At 68.0% G+C, this 20,519-nt stretch carries 10 protein-coding genes and 1 pseudogene; 4 read left to right on the top strand and 7 right to left on the bottom strand.

Annotated elements, in window-relative coordinates; translation table 11 throughout:
* The 7 genes and pseudogenes from BN972_RS31140 to yajC all read right to left on the bottom strand — a co-directional run.
* Positions 1-1,347, bottom strand: a pseudogene (locus tag BN972_RS31140) (PE family protein); the annotation flags it as partial.
* A gap of 202 nt (positions 1,348-1,549) precedes the next feature.
* Positions 1,550-3,907 (bottom strand): RelA/SpoT family protein, encoded by a 2,358-nt coding sequence (locus tag BN972_RS08965; protein WP_036357070.1) that lies wholly within the window; start codon positions 3,905-3,907, stop codon positions 1,550-1,552.
* Positions 3,908-3,950: 43 nt separating this feature from the next.
* Entirely contained in the window at positions 3,951-4,490 is a 540-nt protein-coding gene (locus BN972_RS08960) for an adenine phosphoribosyltransferase (protein ID WP_036355198.1), read from the bottom strand.
* Positions 4,472-6,124 carry an ABC transporter substrate-binding protein gene (locus tag BN972_RS08955; RefSeq protein WP_036355196.1) on the bottom strand — a complete coding sequence of 551 codons (1,653 nt, stop codon included), beginning with the start codon at positions 6,122-6,124 and terminating at the stop codon, positions 4,472-4,474. Before BN972_RS08955 ends, BN972_RS08960 begins: the two co-directional genes overlap by 19 nt.
* Positions 6,125-6,127: 3 nt before the next feature.
* On the bottom strand, positions 6,128-7,429 hold the full coding sequence (secF, locus tag BN972_RS08950) for a protein translocase subunit SecF (RefSeq protein WP_036355194.1): 1,302 nt from the start codon (positions 7,427-7,429) through the stop codon (positions 6,128-6,130).
* Positions 7,429-9,357, bottom strand: a complete 1,929-nt coding sequence (gene secD, locus BN972_RS08945) for a protein translocase subunit SecD (RefSeq protein ID WP_036355192.1) — start codon at positions 9,355-9,357, stop codon at positions 7,429-7,431. The genes secF and secD overlap by 1 nt, the downstream gene beginning before the upstream one ends.
* 99 nt (positions 9,358-9,456) lie before the next feature.
* Entirely contained in the window at positions 9,457-9,795 is a 339-nt protein-coding gene (gene yajC / locus BN972_RS08940; protein WP_036357068.1) for a preprotein translocase subunit YajC, read from the bottom strand.
* Positions 9,796-10,011: 216 nt separating this feature from the next.
* On the opposite strand from yajC, the gene gabT reads away from it, so the two are divergent.
* From gabT to BN972_RS08920, 4 genes are all read left to right on the top strand, one after another.
* Positions 10,012-11,352, top strand: coding sequence for a 4-aminobutyrate--2-oxoglutarate transaminase (gabT, locus tag BN972_RS08935; RefSeq protein WP_036355190.1), 1,341 nt, complete (start codon positions 10,012-10,014; stop codon positions 11,350-11,352).
* 151 nt (positions 11,353-11,503) lie between these two features.
* Positions 11,504-15,031: a carboxylic acid reductase gene (car, locus tag BN972_RS08930; protein ID WP_036355187.1), complete on the top strand. Its 3,528-nt coding sequence runs from the start codon at positions 11,504-11,506 to the stop codon at positions 15,029-15,031.
* Positions 15,032-15,300: 269 nt separating this feature from the next.
* Entirely contained in the window at positions 15,301-18,804 is a 3,504-nt protein-coding gene (gene car, locus BN972_RS08925) for a carboxylic acid reductase (RefSeq protein ID WP_036355184.1), read from the top strand.
* Positions 18,805-19,189: 385 nt separating this feature from the next.
* The coding region (locus BN972_RS08920) for a PE family protein (RefSeq protein ID WP_455709858.1) at positions 19,190-20,519 on the top strand (1,330 nt) is incomplete at its 3' end.

Below are 20,519 nucleotides of genomic sequence, written 5' to 3'. Positions count from 1 at the left end.
CCCTTACCGTCGATGCTGCCGGTTCCACCGGTGCCGGCCGCGCCGCCGGTACCGCCGTCACCACCGTCGCCGCCGTCACCTCCGTCGACGCCCGTGGTCAGACTGGTGGCGTCATAGCTGGCGCCGCCCGCACCGCCTTCACCGCCCTCGCCGCCATTGCCGTTGGTGCTGCCACTACCGCCCATTCCGCCGCTACCGCCCTTACCGCCCCTCCCGCCGTCAGCACCCGCCACCGCCGACGCGTCGTACCCTGCCCCGCCCTGCCCGCCGCCACCGCCGGCGCCACCCGCACCGGCGGCGGCCGTCGCACCGGCGGCGCCGAACATCCCGCCCGACCCGCCAACTCCCCCGGCCCCGGCGTTTCCGCCGGTCCCCCCACCTCCGCCGATACCCCCGGCCAAAGATGAAGTACCAACGCCGCCCTGAGCGCCCAGTCCACCCTCACCACCAGCACCGCCGACCCCGCCGGCCCCGCCACCGCCGAACAGCCCGATGCTGTTACCGCCCGCGCCTCCTTGGCCGCCAGCTCCGCCACCGGTGCCCGAGCCACCCATCGCACCGGCACCAGCCGCCGCCGCGCCCCCAGCACCGGCGCCACCGACACCGCCGGCACCGCCGTTACCGCCGTTGTAGAACGCCAGCGCCCGACTCAATCCGCCCGCACCACCGGTGCCGCCGTCGGTCGCGGCCGCGCTCGCCGTGCCCTCCGCACCGCTACCGCCTATCCCGCCGTTCCCGCCGGAGCCGGCCAGCCACCCGCCAGCACCGCCGCGACCACCGGCCCCGCCGGCCAGGCCGGTGGTTCCGGCGCCGCCAGCGCCGCACGCCGCGCCGCCCGACACCGACCCGCATCCCCGCATCCCCGCCCGGCCCACCGGCCATTCCGGCGGCGCCGGAACCACCCCTGCCGCCATTGCCGATCAGGAATCCGCCCGCACCACCGGCCTGCCCGCTCTCCGGAGCGCCGTCGATGCCATCGCCGATCAGCGGACGTCCGAACAACGTGTTGGTGGGCGCGTTGATGACCGCCAAGATGTCATCAGCCAGCGTCTGCGCCGGGAACGCGTTGGCCGCTTCGGTGGCCGCATACATGAATCCGCCCGAAGCCACCGCGCGTACGAACTGTTCTTGCGCCAGCGCAAGCTGCGCACCCAGCGCCTGGTATTCCCGGGCGTAGCCACCGAACAATGACGCGATCGCGGCCGACACCTCGTCGGCCGCGGCCGCCGGCAACAAGGTCGTCGCGCCGGCCGCCGTCGCGTTTGCCGCCTGCAGGGACGACGAGATACCGGTCAGGTTCTGGGCAGCGCCTGCTACCGCATCAGGGATTACGACCAAAAAAGACATGGGAGGTGCCCTCGCTACGGGGGAATTCGGGTGGATCAGGGATCAGAGTCCGGACAGAACGCCTCATATCCACCCAGTCGATATGCGAGGCACATCGCAGTCATTCGACCCTCCCGGCCGACTACACACATGAAGCGATTCGGGGGATAGTAGTCGATGCGCAAACGGCCGTCCCGGAATCCGAGATTTTTGCTGAGCGGTCTTAAGCGGCAGAAGTCACCCGGTACACGTCGTAGACGCCCTCGACATTGCGCACGACGTTGAGCAGGTGCCCGAGATGCTTGGGGTCGCCCATCTCGAACGTGAATCGGCTGATCGCCACCCGGTCACCGGAGGTGGTGACCGACGCGGACAGGATGTTCACCTTCTCGTCGGCCAGCACTCGCGTCACGTCCGAGAGCAACCGGTGCCGGTCCAGCGCCTCCACCTGGATCGCCACCAAGAACACCGACGACGGCGACGGCGCCCACAGCACCTCGATGATGCGCTCGGCCTGCTGCTGCAGCGACGCCGCGTTGGTGCAATCGGTGCGGTGCACGCTCACTCCCCCGCCGCGGGTCACGAACCCCATGATCTGGTCGCCGGGCACCGGGGTGCAGCACTTGGCCAGCTTGGTGAGCACGCCGGGGGCACCCGGAACCGAGACACCGACGTCTTCGGTGCTGCGCGGCCGCCGCGGCATGGTCGCCGGGGTGGACCGCTCGGCGAGATCCTCCTCGGCCTGGTCGATACCGCCGAGTTCGGCCAGCAGCCGCTGCACCACGTGGCGCGCCGAGACGTGCCCCTCACCGATCGCGGTGTACATCGCCGAGACGTCGGTGTAGTGCAGTTCGCGGGCCACCGCGGCCATCGATTCGCCATTGACCAACCGCTGCAACGGAAGTCCACCCCGCCGCACCTCGCGGGCCATGGCTTCCTTGCCGGACTCCAGCGCCTCCTCGCGACGCTCCTTAGCGAACCATTGCCGGATCTTGGTCTTGGCCCGCGGGGAAACCACGAACTGCTGCCAGTCCCGCGACGGCCCGGCGTTCTGCGCCTTGGACGTGAAAACCTCGACGACTTCGCCGTTGTCCAACTTGCGTTCCAGGGCCACCAGTCGTCCGTTGACCCGCGCCCCGATGCAGCGATGCCCCACCTCGGTGTGCACGGCGTAGGCGAAGTCCACCGGCGTGGACCCGGCCGGCAACGTGAACACGTCACCTTTGGGCGAGAACACGAAAATCTCCTGCACCGCAAGGTCGTAACGCAACGACTCCAGGAACTCACCGGGGTCGGCGGCCTCCCGTTGCCAGTCGAGCAGCTGACGCATCCAGGCCATGTCGTCGATCTCGGCGGCGGCGTGCGGATGCGGAACACCGTTGCGGCCCTTGGCTTCCTTGTAACGCCAGTGCGCGGCGATGCCGTATTCGGCGGTGCGGTGCATGTCGCGGGTGCGAATCTGCACCTCCAGCGGCTTGCCCTCCGGGCCGACGACGGTGGTGTGCAGCGACTGGTACACACCGTATCTGGGCTGGGCGATGTAGTCCTTGAACCGTCCCGCCATGGGCTGCCACAGCGAATGCACGACACCCACCGCGGCATAGCAGTCACGAATCTCGTCACACAAGATGCGGATGCCGACGAGGTCGTGGATGTCGTCGAAGTCGCGACCCTTGACGATCATCTTCTGGTAAATCGACCAATAATGTTTCGGCCTACCTTCAACGGTCGCCTTGATCTTTGAGGCGTTAAGCGTGCTGGTGATCTCGGCGCGCACCTTGGCCAGATAGGTATCGCGCGACGGCGCCCGGCCGGCCACCAAGCGCACGATCTCGTCGTACTTCTTGGGGTGCAGGATCGCGAACGCCAGGTCCTCCAGCTCCCATTTGACGCTGGCCATCCCGAGCCGATGTGCCAGTGGCGCAATGACTTCCAGAGTCTCGCGGGCCTTGCGGGCCTGCTTCTCCGGCGGCAGGAAACGCATGGTGCGCATGTTGTGCAGCCGGTCGGCCACCTTGATCACCAGCACGCGAGGGTCGCGGGCCATCGCGGTGATCATCTTGCGAATCGTTTCGCCTTCGGCGGCGCTGCCCAGCACAACGCGGTCCAGTTTGGTCACACCGTCGACGAGGTGGCCCACCTCTTCGCCGAAGTCCTCGCTCAGCGCTTCCAGCGTGTAGCCGGTGTCCTCCACCGTGTCGTGCAACAGCGCGGCCACCAACGTGGTGGTGTCCATGCCCAACTCGGCCAGGATGTTGGCGACGGCCAGCGGGTGGGTGATGTAGGGATCGCCGGAATGCCGCAACTGCGTGGCGTGCCGCTGATCGGCCACCTCGTAGGCGCGCTGCAGCAGCGACAGATCGGCCTTCGGGTAGACCTCGCGGTGCACCGCCACCAAAGGTTCGAGGACCGGGTTGATGGCGCTGCTGCGGGCGGTCATCCGGCGGGCCAGCCGAGCCCGGACACGTCGCGACGCGCTACTGCTCGTCTTGACGGGCTCCGCGGGGGGCTCCGGCACCTCACTGACCGGTAACGGCTCCGTGGGCGGGGCAGCTTGTAGCGTGCTTTGGTCGTCCGCCACGTTCGTCACCTCCGAACTAGAGGATATCGCGGTATTCCGGTTACTAAACGCGACTGAGGCTGTGTACCGACAACGGGGTCAGCGCCTCGCGGCCACCCAGTTCCACCAATTCCACGACCACCGCGGCCGATGTCACCGAGGCGCCGCTGTGCTCGAGCAGCCGTTGTGCGGCACCGACGCTGCCGCCGGTGGCCAGGACATCGTCAATGATGACCACGCGCCGGCCTACCAGCGCGATCCCGTCGGCCGGGATCTCGAGGGTGGCGGCGCCGTACTCGCGCTGGTAGTTCTCGCTGAGCACCGGCGGCGGCAGTTTGCCGCCTTTGCGGATGGCCAACACACCGGTGCCGAGGCGGACCGCGACGGCCGCGGCAAGCAATAGCCCGCGAGCGTCGATGCCAGCCACCAGGTCGGCGCCTTCGGCCACCTCGGTCAACGCGTCGGTGATCGCCGTCATCGCATCGCGGTCGGCGAACACCGGAATGAGGTCGCGGAAGACCACGCCGGGTTTGGGGAAATCGGCGACCTCCCTGGTCAGCGCCGCCAGCATGGCGGGCAGATCGGTCACTGCACCAGGGCCCATCTATCCATGTTCCACCCCGCGCCCCAGCGGGTCGGGTTCCGGCTGACGGCGTACATCTTCTTCGACATCAGCAGGGTGCGCTGCTGCCGGTACAGCGGCAGGGTCGGCATGTCGCCCCAGAGCACCGGCGCGGCCTCGCTGAGCAGTCTGGCGCGTTCGGCGGGATCGGCCGAGACCGCCAGCGCCCCGATGATCCCGTCGATCTGGGGGTTGGCGTAGCCCGACAGGTTGTTGCCGTTGCCGCCGTGCAGCGCGTAGGCGTCCATCGACGACGAACCGGTGGATCCGCTGCCGCTGGCACCGCCGGTGCTGGCGACCAGCACGTCGATCTTCCCGTCCCGCAGTGCCTGTGGTCCGGAGGTATCCAGCGTCACGTTCGACACGGTGATGCCCGCCGGAGCGCACGACGTCGCGATGGCCCCGACGGTGGCCGCCAGCCGTGCGTTCGGTCCCCGGTAGCCGATCCGGACGGTCAGCTTGGCACCGCCCAGCGCCGTGCGTGCGGCGTTAGCGTCGGCTCGGTTGAATTGCGCCGCCTCGGCGACACCGTCGGCCGTTGCCACCGCGTCCTCGGCGGCCGGGCTGAGCCGCGAGTTGGCGATTGCGACCCCGGCGTCCTTGGCGATGACGTCTCGCGGGGTGCACAGCGCGAACGCGGTACGCGCGGGGCGCGCCGCGAGCGGTCCCTGTGAGGCGAAGATCAGTTGTTCGATTCCCGCCGACGGCGAGTCGCTGCGCTCATAGTTGTCCGGCGTGGCCAGCGCACCGGAGGATCCGGCCGCGACATCGACCACGTCGACGCTGCGGTTGTTCACCCGGTCCTGGATGTCGCCGCCCTGCGGCCACACGGTGATTCGCTTGGTGATCGCCTTGGGACCCCACCAGCGGTCATTGGAGACCAGCACGACGGCGCCCCCGTCCAGCACGCGTTCGATCTTGTACGGCCCCGACGAGGGGAAGCGTTTCAGGTCGATTCCCGGCTTGAGGTCCCAGGTGGTGTTCCACAGCCGCGCAACCTGTTCGATCACCGACGCCTTGTTGGTCAGCAGCGCGGTGGTGATGTCGGTGCCCAGCGTGTCGGCGATGACGTGCGACGGCATCATCGAGGTGGCCGTGAACAGCTGGGTGTAGTCGACGACGCCGCGGTCGGGGATGAACGAGACCCGGGCTTTCTTCTGTCCTGGCGTGCATTCGACGTTGGCGATATCGGCGTAGCCGGCCTGGCTGGCGGCATCGAAACCGCCGAAGCGCCCGGACTGTGCCGCCCACGCCAGCACCAGATCGTCGCAGGTTATGGGCTTGCCGTCGGAGTAGACGGCGTTGTCGGCGATTTGGTAGTCCAGCACCAAGGGCGAGCCGCCTACCACCGAGACCGTGCCGAAGTCGTGGTCGGCGACCACCTGTCCGTCCGGTCCGTGGTAGCCGAAGCCGGTGAGCGTCCGGGCAAACGCCTGTGCCGCCGCCGACGCGGCGCCGATCACGGTGTTGGTGTTGTAGCTGGACAGCGCCCCGTCGACGACGTAGTCGACCTGACCGGCGGCGGTGCCCGAGCATGCGGTCAGGGTTGACGCCGTCAGCGCTGCCGCCGCGGCCGTGACCACGGCGGCTTTCCGCCAGCGACCCCAGGCGGCCATCGGCTACCGCTTGCCGGCGTTTCGTTTGCCGGTGGGACGCCGCGTACCGGTGGGACGCACCGGGCGAGCGCCTGGCGCCGGTTTGTTGGTGGTCGCCGGCTTGTCGACCTTGGCCGGGCGGGTGGCCGCTTCGGAGGTTTCCACGGCAGTTTCGGTGGCAGTCTCGGTGGTCTCGTCGACAGCTTCGTCGTCGTCCTCGACGGTGTCCGCCTTGACCGGAGCTTTCTCGGTGGTCGCCGCGTTACCGCTGTTCCGCCGCCGCAGCACGCGGCGGGTGTGGGTGCGTACCAGCTCGGTGCGTTCACGCAGCGTCACCAGCAGCGGGGTCGCGAAGAAGATCGAGGAATAAGTGCCGACAATGATGCCGATCAGCTGCACCAGGGCCAGGTCCTTGAGGGTGCCCACGCCGAGCAGCCAGACCGCGACCACCATCAGCGCCAGCACCGGCAACACCGAGATCAGGCTGGTGTTGATGGACCGCATGAACGTCTGATTGACCGCCAGGTTGGCGTGCTCGGCGAAGGTACGCCGGGTGGTGTGCTGGAAACCGTGGGTGTTCTCCTCGACCTTGTCGAACACGATGACGGTGTCATAGATCGAGAACCCAAGGATGGTCAGCAGACCGATCACGGTCGCCGGGGTGACCTCGAAACCGACCAACGCATAGACGCCGGCGGTGACTGTGATGTCGAAGATCATCGCGGCCAGCGCGGACAGGGTCATATAGCGCTCGTAGCGCACGGTGATGTAGATGGCGACCAGCACCAGGAACACCACCAGCGCGATCACCGCCTTTTTGGTGATCTGATCGCCCCAGGTCTCCGACACCGCAGCGTCGCTGATCGCCTTCTTGCTGGGGTTACCGTCGGGCCCCTTGGGGTGGAACGCGTCGAACAGCGCGGTGCGCAGCTTCTCCGTCTGCTCGTTGGACAGCGTCTCCGAGCGGATCTGCACGGTGGCCGAGGAACCCTTGCCGACCGTGACGACCGACTCGGGATCCTTGCCGATCGTGTTGTTGAAGACGGTCTCCACCTGGACCACGCTGATGGCGCCTTCAGTGCCGACCGAGGGCATGGACACCGTGGTGCCACCCTTGAAGTCGATACCGAACGTGAACCCCCGGATGAGGATGGCCAGGATCGCGATCGCCATCATCGCGCCACTCACGCCATACCACAGCTTGCGGCGTCCCACCACCTCGAACGCACCGGTTCCGGTGTACAGCCGCGACAGCCAACTGTGCTGCACCGCAGCACTTTTCGCTTCCTCGGCGGAAGTCTCGAGAGTCTTGGGTTTGGCCGCCATCACTTCTCCCGTCCCGTCTTTGCGGCACCCGAGCCGGCACCCGCGGTGGCGGCCCGGCGTTCGCGTGCGACCTGCTGAACGGCGCCCAGACCGTTGTACGCGGGCTTGCCCAGCCTCGCCGACTTCGACGCCAGGTACACCAGCGGCCAGGTCACCAGGAACACAACCACGACGTCGAGGATCGTGGTCAGGCCGAGGGTGAAGGCAAATCCCTTGACCTGGCCGACGGCCAGGAAATACAGCACCGCGGCCGCCAGGAAGGTGACGGCGTTGCCGGACACGATCGTCTTGCGGGCCCGCGCCCACCCGCGCGGCACCGCCGAGCGGAACGAACGGCCTTCGCGGATCTCGTCTTTGATGCGCTCGAAGAACACGACGAACGAGTCGGCGGTGGTCCCGATACCGATGATCAGACCGGCGATGCCGGCCAGGTCCAGGGTGTAGTTGATATACCTGCCCAGCAACACCAGGATCGCGAAAACCATTGCACCGGAAGCGACCAATGACAGCGCGGTGAGCAAGCCCAGCACCCGGTAATAGAGCAGTGAGTACACCAACACCAGCGCCACGCCGATGGCACCGGCGATCAGACCGGCTCGCAGCGACGTCAAACCCAATGTCGCCGAAACCGTTTGGGCTTCCGACGACTCAAACGACAGCGGCAGCGAACCGTACTTCAGCACGTTGGCGAGCTGTTTGGCCGTCGCGGCGCTGAACGGCGGCTCACCGCCGCTGATCTGGGTGCGGCCGCCCGGAATCGCCTCCCGGATCATCGGCGCGCTGACGACCTGCGAGTCCAACGTGAACGCCGTCTGAGTGCCGGTGTGGGCGGCGGTGTAGTCCGCCCACACGTTCGCCGCCGGTCCCTTGAACTGCAGATCGACGACATAACCCAGGCTGCTCTGGTTCATCCCGGAGGTGGCGTCCTGGATCTGGTCGCCGCTGATAATCGACGGTCCCAGCAGGTAGGCGGTCTTGTGGTCGGTGGAGCAGGTGACCAACGGCAGCTTGGGGTCGTCGTTGCCGGCCAGGATGTCGTCTTTGTCGCAGCGGGTGGCCTGGAACTGCAGGGCGACCATCTGGATGTACTGGCTGGTGTTCTGCCGCCACTTCTTCTCTTGGGCGATGCGCTCGGCCAGGTCCTTGCGCGGGTCCGGAGCGGCGGGCTGCTCCGATGGTGGCGCCTCTCCCGTCGGCGCGGGCGAGGGTGCCGGGGCCGGGCTCGGGGCGGAGCCTGGCGCCGGACTCGAAGGCGGGGCCGGGCTGGGGGCCGGAGTAGGGCTGGGGGCCGGGTCCTGCGGGTACGGCCGTGGCTGTCCCCGCGGTGGTGCCGGCGCGGGAGCTCCGGACTGCGGGGCACCCGATCGCGGCGGCGTCCCGGGCTGCCCCGGCGGGGCGGGCGATTCGTTCGGCGGAGCGCCGGGCACCGGAGCCGGAGCGCCGGGAGCGGGAGCCCCAGGTGCGGGAGCGGGGGCCCCGGGAGCGGGAGCACCCGGCTCACCACCGGCGGGCTGCTGGCCCGGCTTGGGTTCCTCGGGAGCCTTCTGCGCGGGCTGGGAGCTGAGCACCGGCCGGATATAGAGCCGCGCGGTCTGGCCCAGGTCCCGGGCCTCGTTGCCGTCACTGCCGGGCACTGTGATGACCAGGTTATCCCCGTCGACGACCACCTCTGAGCCGGAAACACCCAGCCCGTTGACCCGAGAGCTGATGATCTGTTGCGCCTGTGCCAGCGCGTCCCGGCTGGGCCGCGAGCCGTCCGGGGTGCGGGCGGTCAGCGTCACCCGGGTGCCGCCTTGCAGGTCAATGCCCAGCTTGGGGCTGGCCTTCTTGTCACCGGTGAGAAAGACCAGTAGGTAAACGCCGACAAGCATGAGCAGGAACACCGACAGGTAGCGGGCAGGATGCACCGGCGCCGAAGACGATGCCACGTTCCTTCTATCTCCTTGGAATCGGTTGGGACCCCCGGTCGAGCGGGTGAGAGCCTCCGGAAAGACTACGTGGCGCGCTGCGCCGAGAGTCGGCTCCGGTCAGGAATCCTTTTCGAGCGCGGGACTTTCCCCATAGCCAGCCGGATAGCCATCCTCGTCGTCCAGATCTTCGTCGTCCTCCGGCAGGATCCGGTCGCGTACCGCCAGCTTCATCCATGTCGTCACCACACCCGGCGCGATCTCCAGGTCGACAGTGTCGTCGGTGAAGGAAACGACGGTGCCCTCCAGCCCGGACGTGGTGTGCACCCGGTCCCCCGGCTGCAGCGACTCGTGCAGGTCGATGGTGGCTTGCATCGCCTTCCGCTGTCGCCGAGAGGCGAAGTACATGAAGCCACCCATGATGAGCAGGAACGGCAAGAACAAGACAAAACTCTCCATCAACACGCCTGTCTTTCGTATCGGTAGTGCTCGAATTTCCCTGGCAGAACCGGGGACGCTGCCGGGCTGGCCCCGGCCGGCTCACCTCGTTGAGCGTCCAGTCTGCCATTCCCGCAGGTCGCAAACCGACCGGCATCGTCCGCGGGCCGCAACGACCGGGTACCCGCTAGGCTCACAAATGCGACGTGACCGGCGCGGCGCGGAAGGAGAAAGTCCGTGGCCAGCCTCGAACAGAGCCGCCATCTGGTCACGGAAATCCCGGGCCCGGCGTCGTTGGAACTGAACAAGCGGCGCACCGCCGCCGTGTCCCATGGAGTCGGCATCACGCTTCCCGTTTTCGTGGCACGGGCGGGCGGCGGCATCGTCGAGGACGTGGACGGGAACCGGCTCATCGACCTCGGGTCGGGCATCGCGGTCACCACGATCGGCAACTCGTCCCCGCCGGTCGTCGAGGCGGTGCGCCGGCAGGTCGCCGAATTCACCCACACCTGCTTCATGGTCACGCCCTACGAGGAGTATGTAGCCGTCGCCGAGCAGCTCAACCGGATCACCCCGGGCTCGGGCGAAAAGCGTTCGGTGCTGTTCAATTCGGGCGCCGAGGCGGTCGAGAACGCCATCAAGGTCGCGCGCTACCACACCCACAAGCCAGCCGTCGTCGCCTTCGACCACGCCTACCACGGCCGGACCAACATGGCGATGGCGCTGACCGCAAAGTCCATGCCCTACAAGAGCGGTTTCGGGCCGTTCGCGCCGGAGATCTACCGGGCCCCGCTGTCCTACCCGTACCGGGACGGGCTGCTCGACAAGGAACTGGCCACCGACGGCGAGAAGGCCGCAGCCCGCGCGATCAGCGTGATGGACAAGCAGGTCGGGGCCGGCAACCTGGCGGCAGTAATCATCGAGCCGATCCAGGGCGAAGGCGGCTTCATCGTTCCCGCCGAGGGATTCTTGCCCGCGCTGCTCGAGTGGTGCCACCAGAACGACGTCGTGTTCATCGCCGACGAGGTGCAAACCGGCTTCGCCCGCACCGGAGCGATGTTCGCCTGCGAACACGAGGGGATCGAACCGGACATCATCGTGACGGCCAAGGGCATCGCCGACGGGCTGCCGCTGTCGGCCATCACCGGCCGCGCCGAGATCATGGACGCCGTGCATGCCGGCGGTCTGGGCGGCACATTCGGCGGCAACCCGGTCGCCTGCGCGGCGGCGCTGGCCACCATCGCGACCATCGAGTCCGACGGCCTGGTCGAGCGGGCGCGGCAGATCGAACGGCTGGTCACCGAGCCGCTGCTGCGGTTGCAGGCCGCCGACGACCGGATCGGCGACGTGCGCGGCCGCGGCGCGATGATCGCGATCGAACTGGTCAAGTCCGGCACCGCGGAGCCCGACCCCGAACTCACCCTGAAGTTGGCCACCGCCGTGCATGCCGCCGGGGTCATCGTGCTGACCTGCGGCATGTTCGGCAACATCATCCGGTTGCTGCCCCCGCTGACGATTTCCGACGAGCTGCTCACCGAGGGACTAGAGGTGCTGACCGGTCTGCTGGCCGAGGTCTAGGCGTAGCGTCGAAGTGGCCGTGGTTGAACTCACAACGAGTTCCCAGCGCCGCTTCATTGAGGAATAACGTTAGTTTCGCTAACGTTCTAAGGATCAGCGCAGCGTGGCGCAGACCATCACTTACTTCTCTCAGTCTTACTAAGGAACTGTCATGTCGAATGCCACTCACGATGAGAGGCTCGAACGCCGCATCGAGGACTTGACCGCCAACGACCCACAGTTCGCCGCAGCCGCCCCTGACCCGACGGTGGTCGAGGCCCTCGAGCAGCCTGGACTGCGCTACCCGCAGATTGTCCAGACCGTGCTGGAGGGTTACGCCGACCGTCCGGCCCTGGGACAGCGCGTCGTGGAGTTCGTCAAGGACCCGCAGACGGGACGCACGGCACTGGAGCTGCTTCCCCGCTTCGAGACCATCACCTACCAGGAATTGAACGACCGCACCGGCGCGCTGGCCCGGGCCTTGACCGACGACTCGGTCAAGACCGGCGACCGCGTCTGTGTCCTCGGCTTCACCAGCGTCGACTTCACCACGATCGACATCGCGTTGGGCCTCATCGGCGCCGTCGCGGTTCCGCTGCAGACCAGCGCGGCGCTCGCGCAGCTGCAGCCCATCGTGGCCGAGACCGAGCCGGTGGCGTTGGCCGCCAGCATCAAGCAGTTGCCCGATGCCGTCGAGTTGATCCGCAGCGCCCCGGCCCCCCGCAAGCTGGTGGTCTTCGACTACCACCCCGAGGTCGACGACGAACGCGAGGCTTTCGACACCGCCCGCGCGGCGCTCGCCGACTCGACGGTGACCGTCGAGACGCTCACCGAGCTCATAGAGCGTGGGAAGTCCCTGCCCGCCACGCAGCCGGCCGCCACCGACGACGACAACCCGTTGGCGCTGCTCATTTACACCTCCGGTAGCACCGGCGCACCCAAGGGCGCGATGTACCCGCAGCGCAACGTCGGCAAGATGTGGTGCCGGTCGGCGCGCAACTGGTTCGGCGAGACCGCGGCGTCGATCACCCTCAACTTCATGCCGATGAGCCACGTCATGGGACGCGGCATTCTCTACGGCACGCTGGGCAACGGCGGCACCGCCTACTTCGCCGCCAAGAGCGACCTGTCCACCCTGCTCGAAGACCTCGAGCTGGTGCGGCCGACCGAACTGAACTTCGTGCCTCGCATCTGGGAGACGCTCTACGGCGAATTCCAGCGGCAGGTCAACCGCCGGCTGCCGGACGCGGCCGACCAGGCCACCCGCGAGGCGGTGCAGGCCGAGGTCATCGCCGAGATGCGCCAGTACCAGCTCGGCGGGCGGTTCATCTTCGCGATGACGGGCTCCGCCCCGACCTCACCCGAGCTCAAGCAGTGGGTCGAGTCGCTGCTCGAGATGCACCTGCTGGACGGCTACGGCTCGACCGAGGCCGGCATGGTGTTGTTCGACGGCGAGATCCAGAGCCCGCCGGTCATCGACTACAAGCTGGCCGACGTGCCCGATCTCGGTTACTTCGCCACCGACCGGCCGCACCCGCGGGGCGAGTTGCTGCTCAAGACCGAGAACATGTTCCCCGGCTACTACAAGCGGCCGGAGATCACCGCCAACGTCTTCGACGAGGACGGTTACTACCGGACCGGCGACGTCGTCGCCGAGGTCGGCCCCGGGCGACTGGTGTACGTCGACCGCCGCAACAACGTCCTCAAGCTCGCCCAGGGTGAGTTCGTCACCGTGGCCAAGCTGGAAGCGGTGTTCGGCAACAGCCCCTTGGTCCGGCAGATTTACGTCTACGGCAACAGTGCGCACCCGTACCTGCTGGCCGTCGTCGTCCCGACCGAGGAGGCCCTGGCCAGCCACGACGTCACGGCGCTGAAGCCGATGATCGCGGACTCGCTGCAGAGCGTCGCCCGCGAGACCGGCCTGCAGTCCTATGAGGTGCCGCGTGACTTCATCATCGAGACCACGCCGTTCACCTTGGAGAACGGGCTGCTGACGGGGATCCGCAAGCTGGCCTGGCCGAAGCTCAAGCAGCACTACGGCGAGCGGCTCGAGCAGCTCTATGCCGAGCTGGAAGCCGGACAGGCCAACGAGCTCAACGAACTGCGCCGTACCGGAGCCGAGGCACCGGTGCTGCAGACCGTCACGCGTGCGGCGGCGGCCATGCTCGGCACCGCCAGCACCGACCTGGCGCCCGACGCCCACTTCACCGACCTGGGCGGTGACTCGCTGTCGGCGTTGACGTTCGGAAACCTGCTGCGCGAGATCTTCGACATCGACGTGCCGGTAGGCGTAATCGTCAGCCCGGCCAGCGACCTGCAGGCGATCGCGACCTACATCGAGGCCGAACGGCAGGGCACCAAGCGGCCGTCGTTCGCGGCGGTGCACGGTCGTGACGCGGTCGAGGTGCACGCCTCCGACCTCACGCTGGACAAGTTCCTCGACGCGGCAACGCTGGAAGCGGCGCCCAAACTGCCCAAGCCGAGCAGCGAGGTGCGGACGGTGCTGTTGACCGGCGCCACCGGTTTCCTCGGTCGCTACCTGGCCTTGGATTGGCTCGAGCGCATGGACCTGGTCGGTGGCAAGGTGATCGCGCTGGTGCGGGCCAAGTCCGACGAGGAGGCGCGCGCCCGGCTGGACCGCACCTTCGACAGCGGCGACCCCAAGCTGCTGGCCCACTACCAGCGACTGGCTACCGACCACCTCGAGGTCATCGCCGGCGACAAAGGCGAGGCCAACCTCGGGCTGGACCCGCAGGTCTGGCAGCGGCTGGCGGACACCGTCGACCTGATCGTCGACCCGGCCGCCCTGGTCAACCACGTGCTGCCCTACAGCGAGTTGTTCGGCCCCAACGCTCTGGGCACCGCCGAGTTGCTCAGGATCGCACTGACCAGCAAGCAGAAGCCGTACACGTACGTGTCGACGATCGGGGTGGGCGACCAGATCAAGCCCGGCCAGTTCACCGAGGACGCCGATGTCCGGGAGATCAGCGCCACCCGCGCCATCAACGACAGCTACGCCAACGGCTACGGCAACAGCAAGTGGGCCGGTGAGGTCCTGCTGCGCGAGGCGCACGATCTCTGCGGCCTGCCGGTGGCGGTGTTCCGCTGCGACATGATCCTGGCCGACACCACCTACGCCGGTCAGCTCAACGTGCCGGACATGTTCACCCGGATGATCCTGAGCTTGGTGGCGACCGGGATCGCTCCGGCCTCGTTTTACGAGACCGACGCTGAGGGCAACCGGCAGCGGGCGCACTACGACGGTCTGCCTGTCGAGTTCATCGCCGAGGCGATCTCGACGCTGGGCGCCCAGAACGTCGGCGAGGGGTTCCAGACCTACCACGTCATGAACCCGTATGACGACGGCATCGGGATGGACGAGTTCGTCGACTGGCTGATCTCCCCAGCCAACGGGGCCGGCATCTCGATCCAACGCATCGCCGACTACAGCGAGTGGCTGCAACGGTTCGAGACAGCGCTGCGCGGCTTGCCCGAGAACCAGCGGCAGGCGTCGCTGCTGCCACTGCTGCACAACTACCAGAAGCCCGAGAAGCCGATGCGGGGCTCGCTCGCACCGACCGACCGGTTCCGCGCGGCCGTCCAGGACGCCAAAATCGGTGCGGACAAGGACATTCCGCACATCACGCCGGCGATCATCGCCAAGTACGTGAGCGATTTGCGGCTGCTCGGCCTTCTCTAACCTGCTCTGGTCCCGTCGCCAGTCCCCCATCTCCGGGGGGCTGGCGATTGGCGTTTCTTGGGTTCTAGGGGGCCGCACGTCTCGCGCGAGCAGACGCAGAATCGCACGGTCGCGGCCCGCGCAGTGCGATTCTGCGTCTGCTCGCAAGGGAACTGGACTGAGTGGCGGATGTCATAGCTGGATAGATCGTTACCTTTGCTAACGTTCTACCTATCGGAGCGCGATGAGGCGCGACGGATTCCCACTCCTGTCAGATGCGAGGCACTGCTATGTCAACCACCACACGCGAAGAGCGGCTCGCACGCCGCATCGAAAACCTTTACGCCACCGACGCGCAGTTCGCCGCCGCCAAGCCCGACCCGAAGGTCGCCGAGGCGATCCGCCGGCCGGGCCTGCGCCTGCCCCAGCTCATTGCGACGGTCATGACGGAATACGCGGACCGCCCGGCGCTGGGCCAGCGCGCCGCCGAGTTGGTGACCGACCCGGCCACTGGCCGCACCACGCTCGAGCTACTCCCCCGCTTCGAGACCGTCAGCTATCGCGAGTTGTCATCTCGTATCGACGACTTCGCCGCGGCCCTGGCCGCCGACGACGCCGTTCGGGCCGGCGACCGCGTCTGCATCGTCGGTTTCACCAGCGTCGACTACACCGTGATCGACATCGCGCTGGCGAAGCTGGGCGCGGTGTCGGTGCCGTTGCAGACCGGCGCGGCGCTGACTCAGCTGCGGCCCATCGTCGCCGAGACCGAGCCGACCCTGATCGCCGCCAGTGTCGGGAATCTCGCCGAGGCCGTCGAGCTGGCCCTCACCGCGCATGCGCCCGCCCGGGTCATGGTTTTTGATCACCACCCCGAGGTCTCCGACGAGCGCGACGCCGTCGAGGCTGCGCGCGGCCGGTTGGCCGACGCCGCCGTGGTCGAGACCCTCGATGAGGTGCTGGCACGCGGTGCGGGCCTGCCCACGCCGCCCGTCGCTTCCTGCGCCGACAACCCCGTCGCATTGCTGATCTACACCTCGGGCAGCACCGGCGCGCCGAAGGGTGCGATGAACACCGAGAGCCGGGTGGTCAATTTCTGGGCCAGCAACGACTTCGAGTCCAAGCCCAAGACCGAGCCGTCGATCACGCTGAACTTCATGCCGATGAGCCACGTCATGGGTCGGCAGATCCTGTTCGGCACGCTGGGCAACGGCGGCACCGCCTATTTCGTCGCCAAGAGCGACCTGTCGACACTGTTCGACGACCTTGCCGCGGTGCGGCCGACCGAGCTCACCTTTGTGCCGCGGGTGTGGGACATGCTGTTCGAGAAGTCCCAGAGCCAGATCGACCGGCTGGTGGCAGGCGGTGACGATCCCGTCGCCGCGCAGCAGCAGGTGCATGAGCAGTTGCGCTCCACCATCCTCGGTGGTCGATTCGTCGAGGCGCTGACGGCCTCCGCGCCGATGTCGGCTGAGATGAAGGCGTGGGTCGAGGACCTGCTCGACATCCACCTTGTCGAAGGTTACGGCTCGACCGAAGCCGGGATGGCCACCATCGACGGCGGTATCCGCCGCTCCACGGTGATCGACTACAAGCTGGTCGATGTGCCCGACCTGGGCTACTTCCTGACCGACCGGCCCCACCCCCGCGGGGAGCTGCTGCTCAAGACGGCCCACATGTTCCCCGGCTATTACAAGCGCCCGGAAGTCACCGCCGAGGTGTTCGACGAGGACGGGTTCTACCGGACCGGCGACGTGATGGCCCTGGTCGGTCCGGACGAGCTGGTGTACCTGGACCGCCGCAACAACGTGCTGAAGCTGTCGCAGGGCGAGTTCGTCACGGTGTCCAAGCTCGAGCCGCTGTTCGCCGACAGCCCGCTGGTCCGTCAGGCCTACGTCTACGGCAACAGTGCCCGCGCCTACCTGCTGGCCGTGATCGTTCCCACCGAGGAGGCCTTGGCGCGCTTCGGCGGCGACGAGCTGAAGTCCAGCATCGCCGCGTCGCTGCAGCAGGTCGCCAAAGCGGCGGATCTGCAGTCCTACGAGATCCCGCGTGACTTTTTGATCGAGACGATGCCGTGGACGCTGGAGAACGGCCTGCTGACCGGCATCCGCAAGCTGGCGCGCCCGCAGCTGAAAAAGCACTACGGCGAGCGGCTGGAACAGCTCTATACCGAGCTGGCGGACTGCCAAGCCAATGAACTGCGCGCGTTACGCCAGGGCGGTGCGGACCGGCCGGTGCTGGAGACGCTGTCCCGCGCGGCGGGGGCGCTGCTGGGTACCGGCGCGAGCGATCTGCGACCGGACGCCCACTTCACCGATCTGGGTGGTGACTCGCTGTCGGCGCTGTCGTTCGCCAACCTGCTGCACGAGATCTTCGGCGTCGACGTGCCGGTAGGCGTAATCGTCAGTCCGGCCAGCGACCTGCAGACGCTGGCGCGCTACATCGAGGCGCAGCGTGCTCCCGGCGCCCAGCGGCCCACGTTCGCGTCGGTGCACGGGCGGGAGGCGACCGAGGTGCACGCCAGTGACCTCACGCTGGACAAGTTCATCGACGCCGCCACGCTGGCCGCCGCGCCGGGTCTGCCGGCGCCCAGTGCCCAGGTGCGCACCGTCCTGTTGACCGGCGCCACTGGGTTCCTGGGTCGTTACCTGGCACTGGAATGGCTGGAGCGGATGCAGCTGGTCGACGGCAAGGTGATCTGCCTGGTGCGGGCAAAGACCGACGCCTCGGCACGGGAGCGGCTGGACCAGGTATTTGACAGTGGTGACCCCGCGCTGGTGGCTCACTACCGGCAGCTGGCCGCCGATCATCTCGAGGTGATCGCCGGCGACAAGGGCGAGGCGGACCTGGGGCTCGATGCCGGCACCTGGCAGCGGCTGGCCGACACCGTCGACCTGATCGTCGACCCCGCAGCGCTGGTCAACCACGTGCTGCCGTACAGCCAGCTGTTCGGACCCAACGCGCTGGGGACTGCCGAACTGCTGCGGCTGGCGCTGACCACCCGTCAGAAGCCGTTCCTGTACACCTCGACGATCGCGGTCGGTGACCAGATTCCGGCGGGGCAGTTCGTCGAGGACGCCGACGTCCGGACCATCAGTGCCACCCGGGCCATCGACGACAGCTACGCCAACGGCTACGCGAACAGCAAGTGGGCCGGCGAGGTATTGCTGCGGGAGGCGCACGACCTGTGCGGGCTGCCGGTGGTGGTATTCCGCTGCGACATGATCCTCGCGGACACCAGCTACGCGGGTCAGCTCAATGTGCCGGACATGTTCACCCGGATGATGCTGAGTTTGGTGGCGACCGGAATCGCGCCGGGGTCGTTCTACGAACTCGACGGTGACGGCAACCGCCAGCGCTCCCACTACGACGGTTTGCCGGTGGAGTTCATTGCCGAGGCCGTCGCGACGCTGGGCGCGCTCAACGAACGCGGCCTCGAGACCTTCCACGTGATGAACCCGTACGACGACGGGATCGGTATGGACGAGTTCGTCGACTGGCTGGTCGACGCGGGTTGCCCCATCCAACGCATCGCCGACTACGGCGACTGGCTGCAGCGGTTCGAGACGTCGCTGCGGGCGCTGCCGGAAGTTCAGCGTCACGCCTCGTTGCTGCCGTTGCTGCACAACTACCGGCGGCCGGCCGAGCCCGAGTGCGGGTCGATTGCGCCCACCGAGCGGTTCCGGGCGGCTGTGCAAGACGCGAAAATCGGTGCTGACAAAGACATTCCGCACATCACGCCGCCGATCATCGCCAAGTACGTCAGCGATTTGCGGTTGCTCGGCCTGCTCTAGCAGCACGATCGGCGGAAGGGCGTTCGACGGGAAACCGCCGAACGCCCTTCTTGTCGGTCCCACATCTGATCGATCAACCGCAGATGGGGCAGCCTGAGACGCCTGTCTGAGCCGTCGAGGAATGATCTGACGGGTCACCACGGCCGCGGTGGAGCCAGCAAGGGCGTCGACACCGCCGGCATTCTGTTCATGCGGCCATTTGCCACAGCGGACCGAACACGCTTGGCCAATAACGCCATTCGCCTCAGGATCCCGCGGGTGCGCGGTAGCGTTCCTCGCAAAATATGCAGCAGAGACAATTTTTGCGAGGTCAGGAGGGCCTGTTTTGTCGTACGTGATCGCCTCGCCTGAGGCCGTTGCTACCGCAGCCGCGGAGGTCCGCGAAATCGGAGAAGCGCTCCGGGCGGCCGCTGCAATGGCAGGACCTGCGACCACCGGAATCCCTCCGCTTGCCGTCGACGAAATCTCGGCGGCGATCACCAAACTCTTCGGCTCATTCGGTCAGGAATATCAAGCGCTCAGTGTTCAGGCTGCGCTGTTTCACGACCAGTTCGTTCGATCGCTCAGCGCCAGTCCCGGGGCGTACGCAGCCGCTGAGGCAGCAAATGCGCTTTCTCTGCAGTCCCTCGAACAAGGCGTCCTCGGCCTGATCAATGCCCCTACCAACACCCTGCTGGGGCGCCCCCTGATCGGCAACGGAGCAAACGGGGCAGCTAACACCGGGCAGGCCGGCGGAGCCGGCGGAATCCTGTGGGGAAATGGCGGCACCGGCGGGTCAGGAGCGACCGGCCAAAGCGGCGGGCGTGGCGGTGACGCGGGGTTATTCGGTAACGGCGGTGCCGGCGGCGCTGGCGGTGCCGGCGCGGCGGGGCTTGCCGGCGGTGCGGGTGGCGCCGGCGGTGCCAGCGGCCTGTTGGGTGGGTTCGGCGGGGTCGGCGGCGCCGGAGGTGCCGGGGGTGCCGGGCTCACCGGTCTCGGTGGGGCCGGCGGGACGGGCGGCACTGGCGGGGTCGGGCGGGCTTTGTTCGGCGGCAGCGCGGGCGCAGGCGGCTCCGGTGGTGTCGGTGGCGCCGGCGGAACCGGTGCGGCCGGCGCTGCGGGTGCCGGCCCGATCGGTGGCCAGGGAGATACCGGGTTTTTCGGGCGGCGCCGGCGGCGCGGCGGACAGGGCGGCGCTGGTACCGGATTGCTGAACGCCGGCGGGGCTGGCGGTATCGGTGGCACTGGCGGGGCCGGCGGCCTAGGTGGCGCGGGCGGCACCGGAGCCGGTTTCAGTGTCGACGGCGGTAACGGAGGCACTGGCGGCAACGGCGGTGCCGCGGGAGTCGGCGGGGCCGGTGGGTCCGGCGGTGTGTTCGCCGCCGGCGGGGCTGCCGGCGGAACGGGCACCGGCGGCGTCGGCGGCCAGGGTGGAAATGGCGGACAAGGCGATAACGGTCTGGCCGGCATCTCAGGCCCCGCCCCCGCGATCGGTGGGCAAGGCTGGCAGGGCGGCGCCGGCGGCCAGGGTGGAAACGGCGGCTCGGGTATCAACGGTGTGGGCGGCGGGGCCGGCGGTCAGGGCGGCATGGGTGGCCAAGGCGGGACCGGCGGTGTCGGTGGTACCAACACGAGCACGACCAGCACTGGCGCCACCGGCGGCGGCATGGGCGCCCAAGGCGGACAGGGCGGCACCGGCGGCACCGCCGGGGCCGGCGGCAGCGGTGTCGACGGCG

Origin of the sequence: Mycobacterium asiaticum DSM 44297 (genome assembly GCF_000613245.1) — a bacterium.
Lineage (GTDB): Bacteria > Actinomycetota > Actinomycetes > Mycobacteriales > Mycobacteriaceae > Mycobacterium > Mycobacterium asiaticum.
The sequence above is the reverse complement of the archived record's forward strand: the minus strand, read 5'-3'. Positions and strand labels throughout refer to the sequence as shown.